Origin of the sequence: Planococcus rifietoensis (genome assembly GCF_001465795.2) — a bacterium.
Classification (GTDB): domain Bacteria; phylum Bacillota; class Bacilli; order Bacillales_A; family Planococcaceae; genus Planococcus; species Planococcus rifietoensis.
Window position 1 is genome coordinate 3,420,088 of the sequence record NZ_CP013659.2, and the last position, 22,284, is coordinate 3,442,371.

Consider the following 22,284-nt stretch of genomic DNA (forward strand, 5'->3'; position numbering starts at 1 on the left):
ATTCGGGCGCCTAGCCCGAATTAGTTCAGCGCGAGCCCCCCGGAAAGCCAGCTGTTTTGCGGAATATCCGGAATCATCTTCAACATACATAGCAAACCGCAACACGAAAGAGGAGGAAGCAGTTTGAAATTCAGAGATTATGCGATATTGGTATCGGTGATCATGATTGTCATCATGATGGTTATCCCGCTGCCACCGCTGTTATTGGATATTTTAATCATGATCAATATCAGCTTGGCGCTGACCATCATCCTGGTGGCGATGAACACGCAAGAACCGTTGCAGTTCTCGATCTTTCCGACGCTCCTCCTGCTGACGACTTTGTTCCGTCTCGGTTTGAACGTCTCGACGACACGCTCGATCCTGACCAATCAAACCGGCGGGCAAGTCATCGAAACCTTTGGCTCGTTCGTGGTCGGGGGCAGTGCCATCATCGGGATCTTGGTGTTCTTGATTTTGGTCATCATCCAATTCCTCGTTATCACCAAAGGTTCGGAGCGGGTAGCAGAAGTTGCGGCCCGTTTCACGCTCGATTCGATGCCCGGTAAACAGATGAGCATCGATGCTGATCTGGGCGCAGGGATGATTTCTGACCGCCAAGCGAAAACACGCCGCGAAAAAGTCGGCCAGGAAGCCGATTTCTACGGCGCCATGGACGGTGCCAGTAAATTCGTTAAAGGCGATGCCATCGCCGGCATCATCATCACCATCATCAATATCATTGGCGGCTTGATGATCGGCGTCGTCGTCCATGGCTTGCCAATTGGTGAAGCGGCGCAATTGTTCACTTTGCTATCGATCGGCGATGGATTGGTCAGCCAAATCCCGGCGCTGTTGATTTCGACGGCAATGGGGATTGTCGTCACCCGTGCAGTATCGGATGGCAACCTCGGATCCGATATTACCCGTCAATTGTTCGCTTTCCCGAAAATGCTGTACGTCGTCGCTGGAACGCTGATGATGCTTGCAGTTTTCACACCCATCAGTCCGCTGTTGATTATGCCAGTCGCTGGCGTCATTGCCTTTAGCGCCTTTAGGATGCAAAAAACGCTCAACGCCGAGGAAGCGGTCGAAAAAGACAGCGATCCCGGCGAAAAAGAAGCGGCTGATCTGAAGAGTCCGGAAAGCGTCACCGACCTGCTTCATGTCGATGCGATCGAATTCGAATTCGGCTACGGTCTGATTCCGATCGCTGATAAAAACCAGGGCGGGGACCTATTGGACCGCGTCATCATGATCCGCCGTCAATGCGCAATGGAACTGGGCATCGTCGTGCCGGTCATCCGCATCCGTGACAATATCCAATTGCAGCCGAACGAGTACGTCATTAAGATCAAAGGCAACCGGGTCGCACGCGGCGACATCATGCTCGACCATTATCTTGCGATGAGCCCGGGCGTCGATGATGAAAACGTTTTTGGCATCGAAACAGTCGAGCCTGCGTTTGGCATGCCGGCACTGTGGGTTGATGAAGACATGAAAGAAGAAGCAGAGATGGCAGGCTACGCCATCGTCGATCCGCCGTCTGTTGTCTCGACGCATTTAACAGAAATCATCAAACGCCATGCGCATGAACTCGTCGGCCGCCAGGAAGTGAAATCATTGATCGAAAATATCCGTGACTCTTCTCCAGCCGTCGTCGAAGAATTGATTCCGAATTTGATGAGCATCGGCGAAGTGCAGAAAGTACTCATGAAATTATTGAAGGAAAAAGTGTCGATCCGCAATTTGCTGGTCGTCTTGGAAACCTTGGCCGATTACGCGCCGCAGACGAAAGATGTCGATTTGCTGACGGAATACGTGCGCCAGGCACTCGCGAGACAAATCACCCGCCAGTATGCGCCGGACAATGAAGCATTGAAAGTCATCACGGCAGGAGCAAGCTTAGAGAAGAAATTCGCCGATTCGGTCCACCGCACCGAGCAAGGCAATTACCTGTCGATCGATCCGGAATCGTCCCAGACGATTTTCCAGAAAATCACCGAGCAGGCGGGGCAGCTGCAACAAAACGGCGTCCAGCCAATCCTGCTCACTTCGCCTGCAATCCGCATCTATATGCGCCAGTTCGTGGAACGCTTCGCGCCGGATCTACCGGTGTTGTCCTATAACGAATTGGAGCCTGAAATTGAAATCCAAAGTGTTGGAGTCGTGAATATCCCATGAGATTAAAAACCTACCGAGTTACTACAATGCCTGAAGCCATGGTGCTCATCAAAAGAGATTTGGGCGATGATGCCCTCATCCTCAATACGAAAAAAGTGAAAACCGGCGGCTTGTTCGGCTTGTTCCGAAAAGACTGCCTCGAAGTGACCGCGGCGGTTGAAACCATGGAAGAACCGGCGCCAAAATCCATTTCGCCAGTCAACACGCAAGCGATGCCTGCTGAAGCGCCACTTAAAAAGAGCCAGGAAAACGATGCGCTGATGGACGAACTGCAAAGTTTGAAGCGGCTTATGATGCATGAAGGGCCGGAAGACCGGTTGCCCGAATCATTGCGGCCACTGCGAAGCTTGCTGGAAAAACAAGGCGTCGAAAAAGCAGTGCAGACAGAGCTGCTCTCCAAATTGTTGCAGGCATCAGAAAATGAAGCGCCGGTGCAGGAGGCGTTCCATGCGGAGCTCATCCGCTTTATTGAACAGCATCAACAGGCCGTCAAAAATGAATCGCCTTCGATTGCCTGCTTTATCGGGCCAACAGGTGTCGGCAAAACGACAACGATCGCGAAAGTGGCAGCTGAGCAATTGCTGGAATATAAACGCACCGTCGGTTTGATCACCGCCGATACGTATCGCATTGCAGCCGTGGCGCAATTGAAAACTTACGGCGAAATCCTGGATGTGCCGGTCGAAGTGGTCGAATCGCGTGAACAACTGGCCGGAGCACTTGATGCCTTAAAAGCCTGCGACGTCATTTTGATCGATACCGCAGGGCGCAACTACCAGCAGGCCGAATACATTGAAGATTTACAGAAGCTGCTGCCGGAAACGCAGCATATCCATACGACTCTAGTCTTGAGCATGACGGCAAAATATGAAGACATGGTTCAGATCATCGGCAACTTCGAAGCGCTGTCGATCGATGAGTTATTGTTGACGAAAAAAGACGAAACGGCTTCTGCCGGGGTCATCCTTAATTTATTGCACCGCTACCGGATACCGCTTCGCCGCATCGCGACAGGGCAAAACGTACCGGACGATTTAGTTGCGGCAACGCCTGGGCGCATCGCTGATTACATTGCAGGGGAGCTGCGCCATGCGTGACCAGGCCGTTCAGTTAAGAGAGAAGATGTCCCGTAAGAATACGAAGCCCAGCATACGCAATACGCGTGTGCTGGCAGTGACAAGCGGGAAAGGCGGCGTTGGCAAATCGAATTTCACCTTGAATTTCGCGCTCGCATTGATCGAACAAGGGAAATCGGCGTTGATCATCGACGTCGATTTGGGATTTGCCAATATTGATATCTTGTTCGGCCATGCGCCGCGCGAAACGATTGCGGGCATGCTCGACAAGCAATTGGCAATCGAAGACGTAATTGAGCGCGGCCCGCTCGGCTTGCAGTTGATTGCCGGAGGGCAAGGGTTTTCAGGACTGTTTGAACTCGATGCCGATAAAATGAAACGTTTTATGGAACAGCTCGGCAGCCTGCAAGGAAAAGTGGATTTTGTGCTGCTCGATACAGGAGCGGGATTGTCGGAGAACAATATGCGTTTTCTGCTCGCAGCGGATGAAGTGCTGTTGGTCACGACGCCTGAACCGACGTCGGTCACCGATGCCTATTCGGTCGTCAAGATGATGCACGCCAAAGACTCGGACCTGGCCATCCGGCTCGTTGTCAATCAATGCACCGACGGCAAAGAAGGGCGGCAGACAGCCGAAAACTTCGCGGAAGTCGCACAGCGCTTCTTGGATAAAGACATCCGGACGCTCGGCATATTGCCATCAGATCTCCATGTGCCGCAAGCGGTGAAAAAGCAGGAACCGTTCTTGTTGGCGCATCCGGGCAGTTCGGTGAGCAAAGCGATGCGTACGCTCGCGGCACAGTACCTGGAGTTGCCGTCGCCATTCAAGATCGGGCTTCGGGGATTCGTCATGAAATTATTCTTCAAATAAAGGCATCGCGGAAGTGGGGTGGACAGCTTGGTAAATCAGAAATTGTCGAATGCAGAACTAGCGCAATGGGGCAACTGGCAGCAGCACAGGGACCAGGATGCCGGCGATTATTTAGTCGCGAAGTATTTGCCCTTGGTGGATTATGTGATTCAACGCTTTCTTATCAGCCTGCCGAAAACCGTCGACAAAGACGAAGTCCGAAGCTACGCCTACGAAGGCTTGCTGGACGCACTCGATAAATTCAAGCCGGAGAAAGACTGGAAATTCGAAACCTATGCCGCGTGGCGGATCAAAGGGGCGATCATCGATGGCCTTCGGAAAAGCGATTGGCTGCCGCGTTCATTGCGGGACAAAGTGAAGAAAATCGAGAAAGCGTACGCCGAACTGGAACAACAGAAAGGCGAAAGTGCCAGTGACCAGGAAGTGAGCGAATACTTGGGGATGACCCCGGCAGAATTGAACCGCGCTGTCTCGGAAGCTGCCTTGTCGGCAATGCTGTCGATGGATGACGACCAGGCGAGCGTGGAAGAACGCATGCCGCGCGCCAGTAGCGGTTCGCCGGAACGCGAGCTGTCTGGGCAGATGACCAAAGAGGCGCTAGCGAAAGCCATTGCCACATTGCCGGAAAAAGAGAAATTGACGGTTTCGTTATGTTATTTTGAAGAAATGAAGCTGACCGAAATCGCGGAAATTCTCGGCCTTAGCGTTTCCAGGGTGTCGCAATTGCATTCGAAAGCGATGCTCCGGCTGCACGCAGCGATGCTATCGGTCCATGAACATTATTAATCGAGGGAAAGCAGGGAGCAGATGGTAGCACTGTTGATAGTGGTCAGCACTTTATTGTTATTGCTGAATGTCAAACTGATGATGTCGAGAAAGCTGATGGTCGAACAGGAATCCGAACGGCTCGAAGCGGCCATGGCGGAATTCATCACAGCCGTCGAACAGGAAAATGATGCCTTATACGATAAATTGATGGATCGGCTGGAGCAGACGGAAGCGAAAGTGGCGCAATGGGAAAAAGCGGAGCATAAAGTAAAAGAGCCGAAAAGCGCAGATTTCTCCGCCGATCAGCCTCCAGTGGAAACAAACCGGCGCGAAAAAGTGCGGCAGCTCACGAAACAAGGTTTCTCGGCTGCCCATATTGCAAAGCTATTGGAGTTGCCAATCGGCGAAGCGGAAGTCGCCGTCCAATTAGAGAAGAAAAGACAGATTCGATAGGTGGGACATGGAGATGCGCATTGATGCAGCAAGGCCTAGGCCTTCGGAACAACCCAATACAGCAATTGCCAAACCGCCAGGCGGCGCATTTGCAGAGGCCATGAAACAGTCACGGACTGAGCTGAGGCGGGATGCGCTCACGCCGTTACTCGCGAATGTCGAAAAGAGCGGAAAACGCCTCGCAGAACACCGGACTCTGCAGAATTTGGTTGCGTATAAACAATCCATTAAGCAATTTCTCGGGGAATCGCTTCGCCACGGACTTCAACTGAGCGACCAAGCTGCGTCCGGTTTTGGGGAAGGGGCGCCGCCTCAACAAATCGTAAAGGTCATCGACGAAAAAGTGATTGCGCTTCAGGATCAATTATTAGATAATGAAGTGGAATATATTGGCATACTGGAAACGGTAGGGGAAATAAAAGGCTTGCTGCTCAATTTATATATGTAACAAGCTTGGGGGAAGGGAGAAACAATGTGAGCGATAACCGCAGGGAATTTTTTCGTGTGTCTTTTGTCCGCGCGATTACTGGAAAGGTAGGGCTTTCTGAAAAAGAAGAGGTTCTTGTAGATATTTCCAGTTTGAGTGCCGGAGGGCTTGTTTTTGAAGCCTATCTTGATTTCGCGCTGTATGAACAGGTCATCTGCAGCTTCGAATTGCTGGGCGAACCTTTCCAATTGGAAGGAAAAATTATCCGGAAAGTGGCCAAAGAGCATAATTTCGAATATGCTGTGCAATTCAATGCTGGCCAGCGTTCTGTATCAAAATTATTCCAGCAATTGAATACATACCAAATCCGCAAAAGAAAAAGCGTGTTGAATGATTAAAGGAAGGCTCCGGCCTTCTTTTTTTCATGCAGGAATATAGATGTCTCGAATCGAAAGTAATGGAAGATGGATGAGGAGAGGGGATCGGAAAATGCGGGCAGGTGAACATCTTCTGAATGTATGGCGGCGCTTTGACGGGTTGCCGATGGATAATTTGGTGAAGGCTTGGAATTACGAACGGGCTGGGTTGAAAAAGCAGCGCAGCGTCGAGCAAATGCGGGAGCATCGCGAAGCGTATGGGCTTGGCGGAAATTGCTTCGATTTGGCGCTTTGGCTGATTGCGGAATTCCGCGAGGCGGGAATCGAGGCCTATGCGGTCGGTTCGGAACTCAGCACAGAAGGAGCGCATGCAGCGGTATTGGCACTTGATGACACGGGCAGGCGTTTTCTGTGTGATTTAGGGGACCAGTGGATACAGCCGATTTTAGTAGACTCACAAGATCCAGCTTTCTCGGATGTCCCGCAATCAGGGTTTTTTCCAGGAGCGGACGTGCAGTTGTCGGCTGAGCCGGATGGCCTGACGATCATCTATCAACGTCCCGGCGGCAAATTGTCGGTGCAGAAGTATTCACTCGACCCAATCGGCGAAGAAGCCTTTTGGCAGGCAGCGGAATATTCGCAGCATCAGCTCGGCAAAACACCGCTCATCGAAGTCCGTGTCCCTTTCGAAGGTGAAATCGCCCATTGGGAATTCGACGATTGGCACAGCGAACTCAGCACGAGCAAGGGCTTGTTCAAAGAAGAGCCAGCCGCGTCCTTTGACGCATGGGTGGAGCGCATTCATGAGCGGTCAGGGTATGACCGCGATATAATAGAAGAAGCACTCGCATTTTACAAAAGCATGGACTGAGCAAAGCAAGGCAAGGAGGCAAAACGCATGAACACCAATTCATTACCGAAAGAAATCCAGACGGAGCGGCTGAAGCTGGTGCCGATCACAGAAGAACTGTACCGCAATTTATACGGCAGCTACGAAATGGGCGCGCATATCAGCCTGCATTTGGATGATTTGAAACAAGATCAGCGGCTTTATGGCTGGGGTGCATGGATCGCTTTCGATAAATCCGGCGCGCCGGTTGGCGATATGGGGTTTAAAGGGCGCCCGGATAAAGCGGGAAAAGTGGAAATTGGCTACGGCGTCAAAGAGTTTTATCAAGGCAAGGGCTATGCCACGGAAGGCGTCCAAGGCTTAATCGATTGGGCTTTTTCATTTCCGGAAGTACGGGAAGTGACGGCGGAATGCTACGAAGACAATATGCCGTCGATCCGTGTGCTCGAAAAACTGGGGTTTGAACGCACTGCGCAGTCGAAAGAATTGGTGTTTTGGAGATTGCGCGATGGCTATTGAAAAAATTGCCTGCGTGACAGAAGATGGCGCGCTGACAGGCGTCGCGACGCGTGATGAAGTCCATCGGCAAGGTTTGTGGCACGAGACTTTTCATTGCTGGGTGGTCTCAAGAGAATTGGGCCGCACCCGAATTCACCTCCAGTTGAGAAGCCAGGATAAAGCAGATTTCCCGGGGCTTTTTGACATTACGGCAGCGGGCCATATTGCAGCGCATGAAACGATGAAAGATGGCGTGCGGGAAATCGAGGAAGAGCTCGGCCTCAAGCTTGCGTTTGAGCAATTGACGCCACTTGGTGTAGTGAACGACGAGATTTTGCTGCCTGGATTCACCGATCGCGAGCGGGCTTACATTCATTTATACGAGGGCACGCAAATCGATTTGGCGGATTATCGCCTGCAGCCGGAGGAAGTAGCGGGCATGGCGGCTGTCGATTTTCAGGCATTCTTTGAATTGTGCATGAAGCAAACGGAGACAATCGATGCCTTTGGGTTTATTGACACACAAGAAGGCAGGCAATCGTTCCAGCAAAAGCTCAGCTTGTCCGATTTTGTGCCGCATCAAACGGATTATTGGAAGCAAATGGCGATTCGCATCCGCCGGCAATTGATGGATAGTTAAACAGAAAAACAAAAAGCGCTTGTATGGAAAATTTCCATACAAGCGCTTTTTTTAGGTTTTCAAAACACGCTAAAATCTTCTGATTTCAAATCAGTGATGAACATATGGCCTGGTGCATGGGTGATCATCAAGGAAGGCTTGCTTTCCATGGCGACAGCTTGAGGCGTCACACCACATGCCCAGAAGACCGGCACTTCTCCTGGCTTGATTTCCACCGCGTCACCGAAATCGGGCTTTGTGATGTCTTGGATGCCGATCGATTCGGGATTGCCGATGTGGACGGGCGCACCGTGGACGTTCGGGAAGCGGCTCGTCACTTGGACCGCGCGGACGATGTCTTGTTCTTTGATCGGGCGCATGCTGACGACGGTCGGGCCTTGGAAGCGGCCAGCTGGAACGGCAGGAATCGAAGTCTTGTACATCGGCACGTTGCAGCCTTGTTGCTGATGGCGCATCGGGATGCCGTTTTGCATCAGTGCTTCTTCGAATGTAAAGCTGCAGCCAAGCAGGAATGCGACCATGTCGTCAGTCCATAATGAGCGGATATCTGCCGTCTCTTCCGCCAATATGCCGTCCCGGTAGACACGGTATTTAGGGATGTCAGTACGCAAGTCTGCAGTCGGTGCTGACAAGGCCGGAACGAATGAACCGGGTTCTGTGACATCGATGACCGGGCAGGATTTCGGGTTGCGCTGGCAGAACAGCAGGAACTCAAACGCCATGTCTTTCGGCAAAATGGCCAGATTCGTTTGAATGAATCCCGGGGCAAAGCCGGAAGTCGGTGCTTGAAATTCCCCTTTTCGGATGGCGCTGCGCAGCTCTTCTGGAGATGTGAATTGCATGTTTCAATCACTCCTTATTTAAATAATTGCGGGATGCCGTTCAACAGCGTGTAGCCGCCCATCCAGGACATGGCGATGACGATAACGACACCGAAGATTGTCATCCACAGTGGATGTTTGTAGTCGCCGACAATTTTCTTTTTGTGTGCGGCGATGAGCATGACGCCGAGTGCGATCGGCAAGATCAAGCCGTTGAGTGAGCCGACAAGTAGAAGGATCAAGACCGGGCGCCCGATGGAAATGAAGACGATGGTCGAGATGACAATAAAGCCAATGGTCAAGTAGCGGTGATATTTCTCGAGTACCGGGCTGAACGAACGGATAAACGAAACGGATGTGTAAGCAGCGCCGACGACCGAAGTGACAGCGGCCGCCCACATGACGACACCGAAGATTTTGTAGCCGACATTGCCGGCAGCGAGCTGGAACACTGACGCTGGCGGATTGGACGGATCGAGTGCAAGCCCTTGCGAGACGACACCGAGTACGGCAAGGAATAAGATGACGCGCATGATCGAAGCGACACCGATCGCGTAGATGGAACTTCTTGTCACTTGCGGCAAATGCCGTTTGCCGGTCATGCCGGCATCGATCAAGCGGTGGCCGCCGGCGAATGTGATATAGCCGCCGACCGTTCCGCCGACGAGCGTGACGATGGCGAAAATATCGATCGTGTCAGGTACGAAGGTTTTCGCAACGGCTTCACCGATAGGCGGTTGTGCCGTAATCATCACGTAAACAGTTAAGGCGATCATGACAAATCCGAGAATCTGGGCGAAGCGGTCCATGGCGCGTCCCGCTTCTTTGACCATGAAGATCCCGACGGCTAGCAAGCCGCTAAGACCGGCGCCGAGTTCCGGGGAAATGCCGAACAGCACATTCGTACCGAGCCCGGCACCGGCGATATTCCCGATATTGAAGGCAAGGCCGCCGATGACGACGAGAAACGCCAGCACATAGCCAAGGCCTGGCAGCACATCATTGGCAATGTCTTGTGCGCGCTTGCCTGAAATGGCGATGATGCGCCAGATATTTGTTTGCGCACCGATATCGATGATGATGGAAATGAGGATGACAAAACCGAATGAAGCCAATAAGGTTTCAGTGAAAACGGTCGTTTGGGTCAAGAACCCCGGCCCGATAGCAGAAGTTGCCATCAGGAAGGCAGCGCCGAGCAGCACGCTGCGATTGGTATTTTTCATCTTTTTGACATTGTTCATGGAAGTACCCCCTTAGGCAGTGTTAAACGATTTTTTGGATATGTTGGATATCGATTCCCGCCTCTTTCAAGGAGCTGGAAATATGCATGGCGAACTCTTTCGCGGTCTTGCCGTCGCCATGGATGCAGATCGTTTCTGCTTTCAAAGAAGTTTCGGTGCCTTCTGTGTTGATGACTTTGTTTTCTTTGACCATGCGGATGACTTGCTCGATCGCAGCATCCGGGTCGGTGATGAGCGCATTGGGCTGGCTGCGCGGAGTGAGTGTGCCGTCGGGTTGATAAGTGCGGTCGGAAAACACTTCATTGGCAGTGCGCAGGCCGATCCGGTTTCCAGCTTTGATGATTTCACTGCCGGACAAGCCGAACAAAACCAATTCCGGATCGATTTTATAGACCGCTTCCGCGATTGCTTCGGATAACTTAGCATCGCCTGCCGCCATATTGTACATAGCGCCGTGAGCTTTGACGTGCTGCAATTTCCCGCCTTCTGCTTTGACGAAGCCGTAGAGCGCGCCGATCTGGTAGACAACGAGGTCGTATACTTCCTGGGGCGATACAGCCATCTGGCGGCGCCCGAAGCCGGCAAGGTCCTGAAGCCCAGGATGTGCGCCGATGCCAACATTTTTCTCGAGTGCGAGCTTGACGGTTTCACGCATCGTCGCCGGGTCGCCCGCGTGAAAACCGCAGGCAATATTGGCGGACGTGACGTAATCAAGAATTACTTGGTCGTTTCCAAGTGTATACGTACCGAAGCTTTCGCCCATGTCACAGTTCAAATCTACTTGATGTTTCATGTCCATTCCTCCCGTTTCATTTGGATGGCAATCTTCAATTGGCGAATTTGTTGTTCTTGTTCGATATAAAGTTGTTGTGCATCATCCGCGGATATGTGGCGGAACTTCAGCGATTCGCCGGGTTTTAATTGGCTGATCAGCGGCAAGTCGACCGATGCGACTTGGCCGATTTTCGGATAGCCGCCGGTCGTTTGGCGGTCGGCGAGCAAGACGATCGGGTTGCCGTCTGCCGGCACTTGCACAGAGCCGAACGCGACTGCTTCCGAAATCAATTCTTCCTGCTTTTCGAGCGCCAGTTCAGGGCCTTCCAGGCGATAGCCCATTCGGTCTGAATTGGCAGAGACGGTGAAGGTTTCCTCGAATATGCGCAAGCGGCTCGCTTCATTAAAGAGTGCGTACTGCCGGCCTGGCATCATCCGGACAATCGGCTGCTCGTGGTAGCGGGCAGGGGGAATGAGCCAATCAGGCGTTTGGGCATTTTGGTTTTTCAAAGCATCTAGGCGCTGAGGCGAAATGGGTAAGGTCTTTAAACTGTCGCCATTTTTTAGCGCGCGTCCCTGGAAGCCGCCGATGCCTGCCCGTAAATAGGTCGAGTGGCTGTCCATGACGGCCGGAACGTCAAAACTGCCGGCTACGGCCAAATAACTGCGGGCGCCGCGTTTCGGTTCGCCGAACGACAAGACGCTGCCTTTTGGGACGAAATGGCCGCGCCACATGGCCAGTGGTTCGCCGTTAAGCGAAGGGGACAAATCACCTCCGCAAATGGCGATGAAATGGTCGGCGTCGAACTCGATGATCGGCCCGGATAAGGCAATCTCCAAGGTCGGGGACGTTTCCGCGTTGCCCGCGAGCAAATTGGCGATGCGGTGGGCAAACGGGTCCATGACACCGCTTGCGATGACACCGTAGCGCTGGAAACCTGTTCGGCCGAGGTCCTGGACCGCTGTCTGGAGCCCGCTTTTACGAATGCTCAGCATCTAACTTCGCCTCCTGTTCACGGTATTCGGCTTCATCGATCTGCGTGAAGCGGATTTCATCGCCTGCACGCAGCAAGCTCGGAATGTCCTGTTCCGGAACGAATAGGCGCAGCGGCGTCCGGCCGATCAATTGCCAGCCGCCCGGTGTTTCAATCGGATAGACGCCGGTTTGCATGCCAGCGATTCCGACGGTGCGTTCCGGGATGCGCAAACGCGGCGACTTTCTGCGCGGTGCGGCAATTTTTTCGGACATGCCGCCGATGAACGGAAATCCCGGGGCGAAGCCGATCATGTGTACGCTATAGACGCCGGACGTGTGGATTTTGATGACTTCTTCTTCGGTGAGGCCGTTATGCTCCGCGACAAAGATGAGATCAGGGCCGAAATCACCGCCATAGCAAACCGGGATTTCGATTTGACGTGGTGTGGGTGCTTCGACCTCATCTAAATGAGCCGTTAGGAGCCGCAATTCCTGTTCAACTTCTGCTTGCCTGATCTGGCACGGGTCGTAAAAAACAGTTACTGTCGTGAATGCCGGGATGAATTCAACTAGCCAATCCGGTGCTTGCTTTTCCAGAAGCGAGGACAGTTTGCGTACCGCTTGTTCCGACTCTTTATTGATGATGGTGCCGGTTTCGATGACCAGCGCCTGTTCACTGAGCGGGGAAAATGTGAATTCCAAAAGTTCACCTCATCTGCAGATTATTCTAAATACTTTAATAGTATAATGCTTTTCACTAGTGAATGAAAGTGGAGAATAGTTGGAGTTTATCATCTTAATATAGTAAATAATCGTTGAAGTAAAAGAAATAACTAAATAGATAGGCTCAGCAAAAAGGATGATCGTGGAAATAGAGAGAAAGCGCTTCCGAAAATTATTTGAGAAATGCTATTAAAGTAATAGCATTCTGTAAAAAAAACCGATGGCCGCAGAAGCGGGCATCGGGTCAGTAGAGCTTATTCTTCAATGTCGATTGGCTGTGTCACATCGGCGCCGTCAAAGAACTCAGCGGAAAGTTCAGCGATGGTGCCGTCTTCTAGCATTTCATCAATTGCTTTGTTGACGTTTTCGACCAGTTCATCGTTGCCTTTGTTCATGACCATGCCGCCTTCAGAAGGGCGGTATTTGATCGTCGGATGGATGACGATGTCGAGCTCCGGGAATGCTTCGATGGCAAGCGTCTGCAAATAATAATCGTTGAGGATGACATCGGTGCGGCCAATTGCCACATCGCGCAAATAGGTTTCGTTCGTTGCATTGTCATACGTCACTTCTTCAGCGCCATAAGAACGGGCTGTTTCCATATAGACGGATGTCGAAGCGCCGGCTGCTTTTTTGCCTTCGAGATCTTCGAGCGTCTCGATGCCAGAAAGGTCGCCTTCGCGGACAATGGCGGTACCGTATGAATATTTGAACGGCGTGGAGAACACGAATTTCTCCTTGCGGTCTTCGTTGATTTCGATATCGTTCGCTGCGATATCAACTTGGCCGGTCTGGACGGATGTCATCATCTCGTCAAATCCCATTTCAGAGAATTCCACGTCAAGTTCGAGGCGTTCAGCCATTTCGCGGACCACTTCAACTTCAAAGCCGGTCAATGCATCGGTGCCTTCCTCGCGGTACGAAGTCGGGTAAAGCGTGCCGGATGTCGCAACGGTCAATGTGCCTTGTTCTTGAATCTCATCCCACGCACTTGCAGTGTCAGCGGTTTCTTCGCTGTCACTGCCGCACGCGGACAAGGTAAGTGCTGCGGCTGCAGTGAGTGCGGCGACAGAAAACTTAGGTGTCATGATTTTATTCAAAAGAAGCTCCTCCTGTCTTGTCATACTTATGTAAAACATAGCATGAGAAGCGCTTTCAGGGAAGCTGAAATACTTCCGGAGATAAACACGGAATTATCTGATTTTTAAGTTTGACCAGGGTGGTCGAATGTTGTATATTTAAGTCGACCAGGGTGGTCTAGTTGCGTGAAGGAAGAGGAGGTGGATATCATCATTGCACGATTTGAAAGTTTGGAAGAAAGCAAGCAACACACCATCCGCCAGGCAGCACTCGAGGAGTTTGCGCAACACGGCTACAAGAAAGCGTCGACCAACCGCATCGTCAAAGCGGCAGGGATCGGCAAGGGAATGTTGTTTTATTATTTCACCAGCAAGCAGGAGCTCTACGAGTATTTGGTGAAGTATAGCCTTGAATTCATCCAAAGCCGCTATTTGAATCGAGTGGACGCAGGGGAATCAGATTTAATCGAACGGCTCACGCAACTGGCCCGCTTGAAAATGGAAGCCCAAGCGGAAAATGAAGAAGTGTTCAAGTTCTCGGCGGTTTTTTTGCAAGAAGGCGAAGCGCATTTGCCGAAAGAGCTGGCAGCGAAAATAGAGGAATTGAAGCAATCTGGCTACCGGCTTATGTATGAAGGCATCGACCATAGCCGTTTCCGAAAAGACGCGGATCCCGATAAAGTGTTCCATTTGATCCGTTGGTCAATCGATGGCTACCAGCAGGAACTGTTCACCAGATTGACAGGGCAAAAACTTGCCGATATCGATTTTGCGCCGCATTGGGAAGAATTCTACGCTTATTTAGCTATTTTGAAGAAGAGCTTTTACGAAACGGAGGAGGAATCGCGATGACGGTCGTCAAAACACAAGGGCTCAGTAAAACCTTCGGAGATTTCAAAGCGCTGGATGGTGTCGACATCGAAGTGAAAGAGGGGGAAGTGTTCGGTTTTATCGGGCCGAACGGAGCAGGAAAGTCAACGACCTTGCGCGTCCTGCTTGGAATTTTGAAAGCATCCGAAGGCAGTGCCGAGATTTTCGGCAAAGATGTCTGGAAAGATGCGGTCGATATCCATAAACGGGTGGCGTATGTGCCGGGTGACGTCAATTTATGGCCGAACCTGACCGGCGGCGAAGTAATCGATTTGTTCGGAAGATTACGCGGCGGCTACGATAAGGACCGGCGCGATGAATTAATCAGCCGTTTTGGGCTCGACCCGGGCAAGAAATGCCGGACCTATTCAAAAGGGAACCGCCAGAAAGTGGCGCTCATCGCCGCCTTTTCCGCGGATGCGGATCTCTATATCTTCGATGAGCCGACTTCAGGCCTCGACCCGCTCATGGAGCGCGTGTTTTCAGAATATGTCCAGGAAGCGAAAGCGCAAGGCAAGAGCATCCTATTGTCGAGCCATATCCTATCGGAAGTGGAAAAGCTGTGTGACCGGGTAGCGATCATCCGCAAAGGGCGCATCATCGAAACCGGGACACTGAAGGAAATGCGCCATTTGACCGGATCGCTAATGTTCATTGAAACTGACAAGCCGATACCTGATTTGGTGGAGCTTCGTGGGGTCCACCGTGTGCAGGCGTTTGACGGGGGCTGGTCGTTCCAAGTGGACGCCGATGAACTGGATGCGGTCGTCCGTCATTTAAGTGCGTTTGGCATCAAGCGGATGGAAAGCCGGCCGCCGACGCTGGAAGATTTGTTCATCCGCCATTACGAGGAAACGGAGACAGGAGCAGGAGGTGGCGTGTGATGAGCCAGCTTTTTGACCATACATGGAGTTTGATGCGTTTTATCCTGCGGCGCGACCGCGTTCGGTTGCCGATCTGGATCTTGTCGTTTGTTTTCGTGTCGGCAGGGATCGTCCTCGTCTTCGACAATTTATACGGAGATGATATCGAGCGGCAAGCCATTGCGGAAACGATGGAAAACCCGGCCATGGTCGCGATGGTCGGGCCCAATTACGGCGGGGCCGATTACACGACCGGCGCCATGACGGCACATGAAATGCTGGTCATGACCGCGGCGATTGTCGCCTTGATGAATATCTTGCTGGTCAGCCGCCATACGCGCGGGGATGAGGAGGAAGGGCGGCTTGAGCTTGTCCGTGCGCTGCCGGTCGGGCAGTTGTCCAGTTTAACGGCGGTGCTGCTGGTGCTCACTGCTGTCAATACACTGCTTGCGGTATTGACCGGTGTTTCAATGGCCGCGCTGCAAGTCGAGAGCGTCGACCTTCACGGTTCGCTCTTGTTCGGGGCAGCGCTCGGTGCGACCGGCTTGTTCTTCGCTGCGCTAACGGCCGTGTTTGCACAACTTACGCAAAATGCCCGTGCGACGACCGGCTTGTCGATCGCCGCTTTGCTGGTGTTTTATATGATTCGTGCAATTGGCGATGTCATGAGCGAGGCCTTGTCGCTCACTTCGCCGCTCGGCTGGATCCTGCGCGCCAAGCCATTTGTCGAAAACTTATGGTGGCCGGTCATGCTATCGGTGGGTTTGGCGTTGGCGCTGTCCATCTTGGCGTTGTATTTAAACAGCATCCGTGATCACGACTCCGGGTTTTTACCGACGCGTGCGGGTCGTACACAAGCCCCGGCAACGCTTCGCGGGCCGTTCGGCTTGGCGTGGCGGCTTCAGCGCACGGGCTTGATTGCCTGGGCGGTCGCGTTGTTCATCCTGGGCATCTCGTATGGGTCGGTGCTCGGTGAAATCGAACGCTTTTTTGAAGGCATCGATTTGTTCCAGCAATTGATCGTCGAGCAGGAAGGCTTTAGCTTGATCGAGCTGTTCATTCCTGTACTGTCTTCGGTCATGGCGATTCTCGCCTCGATCCCGGCCATCATGGTGATGCTGAAAGTGAAGACGGAAGAAAAGAATGGGCGCATGGAACACGTCATCGGCCGCTCGGTTTCCCGCTGGCGCGTGGCGTTCAGCTATTGGCTGCTTGCCGCATTGACGGCGATTACGATGCTGTTTTTGACCGGTATCGGGCTCGGCCTCGCAGGCAATGCCGTGCTTGATGAAGACTTGCCGCTAGGCACGTATATCGGTGCTTCGTTCGTGTATTTGCCAGCAGTGTTGATCATGATCGGTTTGGCGCTCGTGTTCATCGGCTTTTTGCCGAGTTTTGCGAGTGTTATCTGGCTCTACTTAGGTCTATCGTTTTTCGTTGTCTATTTGGGCGAGCTGCTGCAGCTTCCGGATTGGGTGGAGAAGCTGACACCTTACGGACATATTCCAGGCATTCCACTGGATGAAGTCAATTACGGTGGGCTGGCTTTGATGATTGTAATCGCTGTTCTCCTGTCTGTTGTGGGGGCCTATGGTTTCCGCCGGCGTGATTTGAAAACTTAAGGAGGTTGATCACATGACTCAAACGATTACGACATTTTTACTGTTTCAAGGGCAAGCAGAAGAGGCGATGAAACTGTATACTTCCATTTTCAAAAATTTCCATATCGATTCAGTGAAGCATCGGGAAGATGGTAAAGTAGAGCAGGCGAGCTTTACGTTGGCAGGCACTGAATACATGTGCATCGATAGCCCGATTCCGCATGAGTTCACTTTTACGCCTGCTGTGTCGCTATTTGTCCAAGTGGATGATGAAGCGCAATTCGATAAAGTCTATAGTGCTTTAAGCGAAGATGGAAAAGTACTAATGGAACCTGGCGATTACGGCTTCAGCCGGAAATTCGGCTGGTGCAATGACCGCTTCGGCGTATCCTGGCAAGTGACGATCAACTAGAGAATCCCCGGTGCACCGATGCACCGGGGATTTTTTTGGAGCTATTGAATTGCGATGATGGTAAGAAGATATGATTCCTACTTGTACTTGAATGCAGGCTAAAGCAGCAGCCAGGCGGCGAGCGGGCTGAGCAAGGCGCCAAGAACGGCGGCCAAGGTCATTGCCACAGAACTCATCGAGGCATCTTCCGGACCGTATTCGAATGCTTTCGCTGTACCAAGCCCGTGGGCAGAAGCGCCGAGGCCGATGCCGCGCCCGATCGGGGAGTCGATATTCAATAAGTGCAACAAATACGGCCCGAGCAGGATGCCCGTGAAGCCGGCAACCATGACGAATACGGCAGCCAGCGATGGAATGCCGCCGATTGTGTTCGCGACTTGCATGGCGACAGGCGTCGTCAATGATTTCGGCAAGACCGTCAAGATCAATTCTTCCGTAAAACCGAGCCAACGTGTAAACAAGGTGCCGCTGACAAGGCCTGCGATGACGCCCGCGACAATCCCGGCAGCGATCGGCACCAGGTTTTTCTGGAGCAATTCACGATGCTTGTAAAGTGGTACGGCAAGCGCGACGACAGCGGGCCCGAGAAAAGCCGCCACCCAGTCGCCGCCTTCCATATAAGTTTCATAAGGAATATCGAACAGGATTAAAATGGCCACGAGCGCTACCGTCGCCGTGATGACGGGGTTCAAGGGCGTTTTGCGAAAGCGCAGGTACACGAAATTGGCGACAACGTAAGTCGCTACGGTCAGGACGGAGAACACAATGGCTGAGGGAGTGAATGCCATGATTATGCTTCCTCCTTTTGCGCTGTGCTTCGATTTGCAATATACTGGCTTGCAAAGCCGGCAGCCGCCATCGTGATGAGCGTACTGATGATCACGATCGGCAGCAGCAACACGCCTTTTCCGGAAAACAAGGGGCCGTAATCAACGACGCCGACCGTTGCCGGAATGAAATATAAGGAAAGAAAGCTTAATAAAAAAGTGGCGCCTGCGTCTATCCATTCCAGTGGATAGATTTTCAGCAATAAAGCGCTGAACAATAGCAAAAAGCCGATGATGCTGCCAGGCATCGGCAGCTGGAGCAAAGCTTGAATGGCTTCACCGATCAGCAAAAACCCGTACAGGACAAGCAATTGCAAAATGATACGAATGATCTTCATAGGGTACCTCCGCCTTCCGGTCAGTTTTGGAAAACGATGGACGTCTTCATATATGTAGATATTTTACAGCAATCGAGGGGAAATGCGAGTCAATTTATTCGGAAATGGAGACGGAATAACTGTAAGGAAAGGAAGAAAATGTTATAGCGCGAAAGCTCTATACAACAAGGTTTTAAGCGAATAATGAAATTTTCCGAAAACAAGAATTTAACACTTGCATTTTGTAGAGGATGTTGTAGTATTACCTTATGCAATATATCGCATACAATTATTCGTTGATAGTATTTCGGAATAAAGAAGAATGAATATTCAAAAAAGTAAGGGAGCTAGTAAGTATGGACAGCAAATTATCGATGAAGGCTTATCTTATCATTGGGACAATGCTTTTCGCATTGTTTTTCGGAGCAGGGAACTTGATCTTCCCCGCGCAGCTCGGCCAGTATGCAGGTGAAAATGTCTGGGTGGCAATGGCTGGTTTCTTAACGACAGGGGTCGGCTTGCCGCTACTCGGCATTTTGGCGATCGGTTTTTCAAAAAGCCGGGACTTGCAGGATCTCTCAAGCCGCGTGCATCCGGTGTACGGCTTATTGTTCACCGCCGCGCTTTATTTGACGATTGGGCCGTTTTTCGCATTGCCGCGGACAGCAGCCGTTTCTTATGAAGTGGGCATCGTGCCATTTATCGGAGACGGATCGATTACGATCGGTTTGATTGTCTTCTCACTCATTTTTTATGTGGTTTCTTTATTGTTGTCGTTGAACCCAACGCAAATGGTCGACAGCATCGGTAAATTCCTGGCTCCAGCCATCTTGATCGTCCTTGGCGTCTTGCTAGTCGCGGCGTTCGTCTCTCCGATGGGCGAGGCTGGCCCTGCACAAGACGGGTACGCAAGCGGCGCCTTTTTGACCGGCTTTACGGAAGGATACAATACGATGGATGCGCTCGCTTCGCTCGTGTTCGGAATTATCGTCATTTCAGCGGTCCAGAAAATGGGCGTCACCTCATCTAAGGGCTTGCTGAAGGCGACGCTTCTCAGCGGTGCCGTGGCAGCTGGATTATTGGCTGTCGTTTACACGGGAATCGCTTTCCTTGGCGCGACCAGCACTTCTCAGCTGGGCCTTTTGGAAACCGGCGGGCCGGTTCTGAGCGGGGCTTCTGAACATTATTTCGGCACATTCGGCGCCATGCTATTGGCCGTGATCATCATCTTGGCATGCCTTACAACAGCAGTCGGCTTGACTGTCGCCACTTCAGAATTTTTCCATAAGCTGACGCCTGGCATCAGCTACCGCACATATGTCTTTATCTTCACCATCTTTTCGTTAGTGGTAACGAACGCTGGACTTTCGAATATCATCACGTATTCCATTCCGGTATTGATGTTCTTGTATCCACTCGCAATCGTCCTGATCATGCTGGCATTCATGTCGCCGCTTTTCAACCACAGCCGCATCGTCTACGTATCGGCTATCGGCGTGACGTTCTTCATCGCGATCGTCGACGGATTGAAAACTTTGACAGGCTCGCTCGGCATTGAAAATCCGGCTTGGCTCCAAAGCATCATCGACTTTTATGCTGAGGTCCTGCCGCTTTACGGCGACGGGCTCGGCTGGCTAGTGCCGGCTTTGGCCGCTATCATCATTTCAGGTGTGGCCGCCCGTTTGAGAAATCGCGGGGAAGCGGAATCTCCAGCCTTCACAAATCGCTAAAAAAAGCTGTTCCCAACGTGTGCGACACGTTGTGGAACAGCTTTTTTAAATGCCTTTGGAAGCGGTCAATTCTTCAATAGTGCGGACCCAATTGGATTTCATCAAGTGTGAAATCTTTTCGGCGTCTCCGGCTTTGAGAGTTTCGATGATTTCGATGTGCTCGTCATGGGAGCGCATCGTCAAGACTAGGGAATGGTGGAAAAATTGTCTGCGGACATGTGATTGAAGCTGGCCGAGAATGGAATCTATATATGGATTTCCGGCTGCATCCACGATGATCTGATGGAATTCTTCATCGATTTTCAAAGCAGAGAAGGAATCGCTGTTGCGGATGGCGCGCGCAAATTTCCGGTTGGTTTCTTCCAACAGCCCAAAAATCTCAGGGGTCAAATTCGGAATGGCCAGCTCACCGGCAAGTGCTTGCAGCACAGCAAGAGGAGGCAGGAGGTGTTTGATGTCTTCGATATGGATATCCGTAACGCGTGTCGCTTTGCCGGGAAACATTTCAATGAATCCTTGTACTTCAAGAAGCTGCAGGGCTTCACGAATCGGCGTCCGGCTCAAATTGAGCGCTTCAGCGAGTTCGGTGTCAACCAGTTTCTCACCAGGCTGTAAGGTGCCGTCAATGATCCATTGCTGCAATTGTAAGTGGGCACTTTCTTTAGCGGAAACGCGTACCGGCCTTGTATGGTCTACAGGAATCGGCATAGTAAATCTCCTTTCGAAATTATCTGACTCCATTATACACTAATCTGCAAAGCAATAAAATGCAGAATGCAATATATCTAAAACGCTGATTTGCGAATGTCAGTTTGATGCCCTCTGTAAAGGGAATAACAGCATTATCAGGAAACTTTAAGGAGGAGCCGCCATGCTATCATTCTTTACCAGTAAAGACGAACAAACCTTTGCTATCGAAGTCGAGGGCAAAGTAACCAAAGACGATTTGAAGAAATTTGACAATGTGGTGTTCGAAAAATTCCGCAACGATCAGAAATTTAATGTGTACGCCGTGATCGGCGATATCGACACGCCTACAGCGGGCGCCATGTTCGAAGAGTTGGCCATCGATGCCAAACGCTGGAGCCAATACAATAAACTCGCGGTCGTCAGTGAAAAAGACTGGCTCGACAAAGTATCGGGCGCACTCGACAAACTGCCTGGCGTGCAAGCCAAACATTTCCCAATGGACCAGATGGAAGCAGCCTGGGATTGGATAAAGGAGAGGTGACGAGATATGTTGTCAATTGTACCGAGCAAAGACATCGAAACGATTGCGATTGAAGTGGAAGGGCGTGCCAGCAAAGCCGATATCGAAAAACTGGATCATGTCATCCGCGACAAAGTGAGCGAAAAAGGACATTTCAATATGTATGCCATCATTTACAAAGTGGAAGATTCAACTTTGTTCGATGCGGCAGATAGTGCGGTAATCGACCGGCACAGCTGGAGCCAAGCGCGCAAATTCGCGGTTATCAGCGAAAGGGACTGGACCTCGGCAGCGAGCGGCTGGCAAGGCTTCGCGGACGGCCTGGAAACTCGCCATTTCAACCTCGACGAAATGAACGATGCATGGGAATGGATGCAAGAATAACCAATGAATACAAAGCGTTCCGCATTGCTGCGGAGCGCTTTTTTCTTTTGAGAGGATTATGCAGATATAAAGATAGAAGTTGAAATTTAGTGATTACAATAGCTTGCGCTATGAGACTTCGTTTCAGGGGGCTGCTTTCCGAGGGGCGGGTGTTGAGCCAATGTGCGGCAAAGAGAGCCGCACATTTGTCTCGCCAGCCCGCGCGGTCCCTCAGGAGTCAGCCCCCTTCCACTCCGTCTCTAGTTTTAGAGTGAAAGATCATTTTTTGCTCATTAAATATTAAATGTAGAAACAATTCAGGTTTTCTAGCTCAAGTTATCTTTGGAGTAGAGA

At 51.5% G+C, this 22,284-nt stretch carries 26 protein-coding genes; 17 read left to right on the plus strand and 9 right to left on the minus strand.

What is annotated here, in order from left to right; genetic code table 11:
- The first annotated feature begins 123 nt into the window (after positions 1–123).
- The 10 genes from flhA (at position 124) to AUC31_RS17120 (ending at position 8,123) form a co-directional block, all read left to right on the plus strand.
- Positions 124–2,163 (plus strand): flagellar biosynthesis protein FlhA, encoded by a 2,040-nt coding sequence (gene flhA / locus AUC31_RS17075; protein WP_058382066.1) that lies wholly within the window; start codon positions 124–126, stop codon positions 2,161–2,163.
- 26 nt (positions 2,164–2,189) lie between these two features.
- The gene (flhF, locus tag AUC31_RS17080; protein WP_237150660.1) at positions 2,190–3,260 is read left to right on the plus strand and encodes a flagellar biosynthesis GTPase FlhF; all 1,071 of its coding nucleotides are present in this window, start codon (positions 2,190–2,192) and stop codon (positions 3,258–3,260) included.
- Positions 3,253–4,110, plus strand: a complete 858-nt coding sequence (locus AUC31_RS17085) for a MinD/ParA family protein (RefSeq protein WP_058382064.1) — start codon at positions 3,253–3,255, stop codon at positions 4,108–4,110. The genes flhF and AUC31_RS17085 overlap by 8 nt, the downstream gene beginning before the upstream one ends.
- A gap of 27 nt (positions 4,111–4,137) precedes the next feature.
- Entirely contained in the window at positions 4,138–4,896 is a 759-nt protein-coding gene (locus tag AUC31_RS17090) for a FliA/WhiG family RNA polymerase sigma factor (RefSeq protein WP_058382063.1), read from the plus strand.
- A gap of 21 nt (positions 4,897–4,917) precedes the next feature.
- Positions 4,918–5,331: a DUF6115 domain-containing protein gene (locus AUC31_RS17095; RefSeq protein WP_058382062.1), complete on the plus strand. Its 414-nt coding sequence runs from the start codon at positions 4,918–4,920 to the stop codon at positions 5,329–5,331.
- Positions 5,332–5,344: 13 nt separating this feature from the next.
- Positions 5,345–5,779: a YaaR family protein gene (locus AUC31_RS17100; RefSeq protein ID WP_058382061.1), complete on the plus strand. Its 435-nt coding sequence runs from the start codon at positions 5,345–5,347 to the stop codon at positions 5,777–5,779.
- 26 nt (positions 5,780–5,805) lie between these two features.
- Positions 5,806–6,156 (plus strand): PilZ domain-containing protein, encoded by a 351-nt coding sequence (locus AUC31_RS17105; protein ID WP_058382060.1) that lies wholly within the window; start codon positions 5,806–5,808, stop codon positions 6,154–6,156.
- A 91-nt stretch (positions 6,157–6,247) separates the two neighbouring features.
- The gene (locus tag AUC31_RS17110) at positions 6,248–7,006 is read left to right on the plus strand and encodes a hypothetical protein (RefSeq protein ID WP_058382059.1); all 759 of its coding nucleotides are present in this window, start codon (positions 6,248–6,250) and stop codon (positions 7,004–7,006) included.
- Between the two features lie 27 nt (positions 7,007–7,033).
- Positions 7,034–7,504, plus strand: coding sequence for a GNAT family N-acetyltransferase (locus AUC31_RS17115; RefSeq protein ID WP_058382058.1), 471 nt, complete (start codon positions 7,034–7,036; stop codon positions 7,502–7,504).
- Complete coding sequence (locus AUC31_RS17120) at positions 7,494–8,123, plus strand: NUDIX hydrolase (protein WP_058382057.1); 630 nt, start codon at positions 7,494–7,496, stop codon at positions 8,121–8,123. Before AUC31_RS17115 ends, AUC31_RS17120 begins: the two co-directional genes overlap by 11 nt.
- Before the next feature lie 59 nt (positions 8,124–8,182).
- Here AUC31_RS17120 and AUC31_RS17125 read toward each other — a convergent pair whose 3' ends face one another.
- The 6 genes from AUC31_RS17125 to AUC31_RS17150 all read right to left on the minus strand — a co-directional run bounded on the left by AUC31_RS17125 (position 8,183) and on the right by AUC31_RS17150 (position 13,746).
- Positions 8,183–8,965: a putative hydro-lyase gene (locus tag AUC31_RS17125; RefSeq protein ID WP_058382056.1), complete on the minus strand. Its 783-nt coding sequence runs from the start codon at positions 8,963–8,965 to the stop codon at positions 8,183–8,185.
- Positions 8,966–8,979: 14 nt separating this feature from the next.
- The gene (locus tag AUC31_RS17130) at positions 8,980–10,185 is read right to left on the minus strand and encodes an NRAMP family divalent metal transporter (protein ID WP_058382055.1); all 1,206 of its coding nucleotides are present in this window, start codon (positions 10,183–10,185) and stop codon (positions 8,980–8,982) included.
- A gap of 22 nt (positions 10,186–10,207) precedes the next feature.
- Entirely contained in the window at positions 10,208–10,978 is a 771-nt protein-coding gene (locus AUC31_RS17135; RefSeq protein WP_058382054.1) for a LamB/YcsF family protein, read from the minus strand.
- Entirely contained in the window at positions 10,975–11,955 is a 981-nt protein-coding gene (locus AUC31_RS17140; RefSeq protein ID WP_058382053.1) for a 5-oxoprolinase subunit C family protein, read from the minus strand. Before AUC31_RS17140 ends, AUC31_RS17135 begins: the two co-directional genes overlap by 4 nt.
- Entirely contained in the window at positions 11,939–12,637 is a 699-nt protein-coding gene (gene pxpB / locus AUC31_RS17145; protein ID WP_058382052.1) for a 5-oxoprolinase subunit PxpB, read from the minus strand. Before pxpB ends, AUC31_RS17140 begins: the two co-directional genes overlap by 17 nt.
- Positions 12,638–12,912: 275 nt before the next feature.
- On the minus strand, positions 12,913–13,746 hold the full coding sequence (locus AUC31_RS17150; RefSeq protein ID WP_157073546.1) for a transporter substrate-binding domain-containing protein: 834 nt from the start codon (positions 13,744–13,746) through the stop codon (positions 12,913–12,915).
- A gap of 177 nt (positions 13,747–13,923) precedes the next feature.
- Here AUC31_RS17150 and AUC31_RS17155 point away from each other — a divergent pair, with 177 nt between their 5' ends.
- From AUC31_RS17155 to AUC31_RS17170, 4 genes are read left to right on the plus strand one after another with little or no spacing between them, the layout of a single operon-like run.
- Positions 13,924–14,589: a TetR/AcrR family transcriptional regulator gene (locus tag AUC31_RS17155; RefSeq protein WP_237150664.1), complete on the plus strand. Its 666-nt coding sequence runs from the start codon at positions 13,924–13,926 to the stop codon at positions 14,587–14,589.
- Complete coding sequence (locus tag AUC31_RS17160) at positions 14,586–15,491, plus strand: ABC transporter ATP-binding protein (RefSeq protein WP_058382050.1); 906 nt, start codon at positions 14,586–14,588, stop codon at positions 15,489–15,491. The genes AUC31_RS17155 and AUC31_RS17160 overlap by 4 nt, the downstream gene beginning before the upstream one ends.
- On the plus strand, positions 15,491–17,092 hold the full coding sequence (locus AUC31_RS17165; protein ID WP_058382049.1) for an ABC transporter permease: 1,602 nt from the start codon (positions 15,491–15,493) through the stop codon (positions 17,090–17,092). The genes AUC31_RS17160 and AUC31_RS17165 overlap by 1 nt, the downstream gene beginning before the upstream one ends.
- 13 nt (positions 17,093–17,105) lie before the next feature.
- A complete protein-coding gene (locus AUC31_RS17170) occupies positions 17,106–17,483 on the plus strand; it encodes a VOC family protein (RefSeq protein ID WP_058382048.1) in 378 nt (125 codons plus the stop codon).
- A 98-nt stretch (positions 17,484–17,581) separates the two neighbouring features.
- On the opposite strand, the gene AUC31_RS17175 is transcribed toward AUC31_RS17170, so the two are convergent.
- Positions 17,582–18,271, minus strand: a complete 690-nt coding sequence (locus AUC31_RS17175; protein WP_058382047.1) for an LrgB family protein — start codon at positions 18,269–18,271, stop codon at positions 17,582–17,584.
- Between the two features lie 2 nt (positions 18,272–18,273).
- Complete coding sequence (locus AUC31_RS17180) at positions 18,274–18,648, minus strand: CidA/LrgA family protein (RefSeq protein ID WP_058382046.1); 375 nt, start codon at positions 18,646–18,648, stop codon at positions 18,274–18,276.
- A gap of 335 nt (positions 18,649–18,983) precedes the next feature.
- On the opposite strand from AUC31_RS17180, the gene brnQ reads away from it, so the two are divergent.
- The gene (gene brnQ, locus AUC31_RS17185) at positions 18,984–20,357 is read left to right on the plus strand and encodes a branched-chain amino acid transport system II carrier protein (RefSeq protein WP_058382045.1); all 1,374 of its coding nucleotides are present in this window, start codon (positions 18,984–18,986) and stop codon (positions 20,355–20,357) included.
- Between the two features lie 45 nt (positions 20,358–20,402).
- Here brnQ and AUC31_RS17190 read toward each other — a convergent pair whose 3' ends face one another.
- The gene (locus AUC31_RS17190) at positions 20,403–21,065 is read right to left on the minus strand and encodes a GntR family transcriptional regulator (protein WP_058382044.1); all 663 of its coding nucleotides are present in this window, start codon (positions 21,063–21,065) and stop codon (positions 20,403–20,405) included.
- 163 nt (positions 21,066–21,228) lie between these two features.
- On the opposite strand from AUC31_RS17190, the gene AUC31_RS17195 reads away from it, so the two are divergent.
- Complete coding sequence (locus AUC31_RS17195) at positions 21,229–21,588, plus strand: SpoIIAA family protein (RefSeq protein ID WP_058382043.1); 360 nt, start codon at positions 21,229–21,231, stop codon at positions 21,586–21,588.
- 6 nt (positions 21,589–21,594) lie between these two features.
- Positions 21,595–21,951, plus strand: a complete 357-nt coding sequence (locus AUC31_RS17200) for a SpoIIAA family protein (protein ID WP_058382042.1) — start codon at positions 21,595–21,597, stop codon at positions 21,949–21,951.
- Positions 21,952–22,284 lie beyond the last annotated feature (333 nt).

Excerpts from the sequence above, each read along its gene's own strand:
- flhF (WP_237150660.1), top strand. The coding sequence starts at position 2,190 with ATGCCTGAAGCCATGGTGCTCATCAAAAGAGATTTGGGCGATGATGCC.
- AUC31_RS17085 (WP_058382064.1), top strand. The coding sequence starts at position 3,253 with ATGCGTGACCAGGCCGTTCAGTTAAGAGAGAAGATGTCCCGTAAGAAT.
- AUC31_RS17095 (WP_058382062.1), top strand. The coding sequence starts at position 4,918 with ATGGTAGCACTGTTGATAGTGGTCAGCACTTTATTGTTATTGCTGAAT.
- AUC31_RS17100 (WP_058382061.1), top strand. The coding sequence starts at position 5,345 with ATGCGCATTGATGCAGCAAGGCCTAGGCCTTCGGAACAACCCAATACA.
- AUC31_RS17110 (WP_058382059.1), top strand. The coding sequence starts at position 6,248 with ATGCGGGCAGGTGAACATCTTCTGAATGTATGGCGGCGCTTTGACGGG.
- AUC31_RS17115 (WP_058382058.1), top strand. The coding sequence starts at position 7,034 with ATGAACACCAATTCATTACCGAAAGAAATCCAGACGGAGCGGCTGAAG.
- AUC31_RS17120 (WP_058382057.1), top strand. The coding sequence starts at position 7,494 with ATGGCTATTGAAAAAATTGCCTGCGTGACAGAAGATGGCGCGCTGACA.
- AUC31_RS17125 (WP_058382056.1), bottom strand. The coding sequence starts at position 8,965 with ATGCAATTCACATCTCCAGAAGAGCTGCGCAGCGCCATCCGAAAAGGG.
- AUC31_RS17130 (WP_058382055.1), bottom strand. The coding sequence starts at position 10,185 with ATGAACAATGTCAAAAAGATGAAAAATACCAATCGCAGCGTGCTGCTC.
- AUC31_RS17135 (WP_058382054.1), bottom strand. The coding sequence starts at position 10,978 with ATGAAACATCAAGTAGATTTGAACTGTGACATGGGCGAAAGCTTCGGT.
- AUC31_RS17140 (WP_058382053.1), bottom strand. The coding sequence starts at position 11,955 with ATGCTGAGCATTCGTAAAAGCGGGCTCCAGACAGCGGTCCAGGACCTC.
- AUC31_RS17150 (WP_157073546.1), bottom strand. The coding sequence starts at position 13,746 with ATGACACCTAAGTTTTCTGTCGCCGCACTCACTGCAGCCGCAGCACTT.
- AUC31_RS17160 (WP_058382050.1), top strand. The coding sequence starts at position 14,586 with ATGACGGTCGTCAAAACACAAGGGCTCAGTAAAACCTTCGGAGATTTC.
- AUC31_RS17165 (WP_058382049.1), top strand. The coding sequence starts at position 15,491 with ATGAGCCAGCTTTTTGACCATACATGGAGTTTGATGCGTTTTATCCTG.
- AUC31_RS17170 (WP_058382048.1), top strand. The coding sequence starts at position 17,106 with ATGACTCAAACGATTACGACATTTTTACTGTTTCAAGGGCAAGCAGAA.
- AUC31_RS17175 (WP_058382047.1), bottom strand. The coding sequence starts at position 18,271 with ATGGCATTCACTCCCTCAGCCATTGTGTTCTCCGTCCTGACCGTAGCG.
- AUC31_RS17180 (WP_058382046.1), bottom strand. The coding sequence starts at position 18,648 with ATGAAGATCATTCGTATCATTTTGCAATTGCTTGTCCTGTACGGGTTT.
- brnQ (WP_058382045.1), top strand. The coding sequence starts at position 18,984 with ATGGACAGCAAATTATCGATGAAGGCTTATCTTATCATTGGGACAATG.
- AUC31_RS17190 (WP_058382044.1), bottom strand. The coding sequence starts at position 21,065 with ATGCCGATTCCTGTAGACCATACAAGGCCGGTACGCGTTTCCGCTAAA.
- AUC31_RS17195 (WP_058382043.1), top strand. The coding sequence starts at position 21,229 with ATGCTATCATTCTTTACCAGTAAAGACGAACAAACCTTTGCTATCGAA.
- AUC31_RS17200 (WP_058382042.1), top strand. The coding sequence starts at position 21,595 with ATGTTGTCAATTGTACCGAGCAAAGACATCGAAACGATTGCGATTGAA.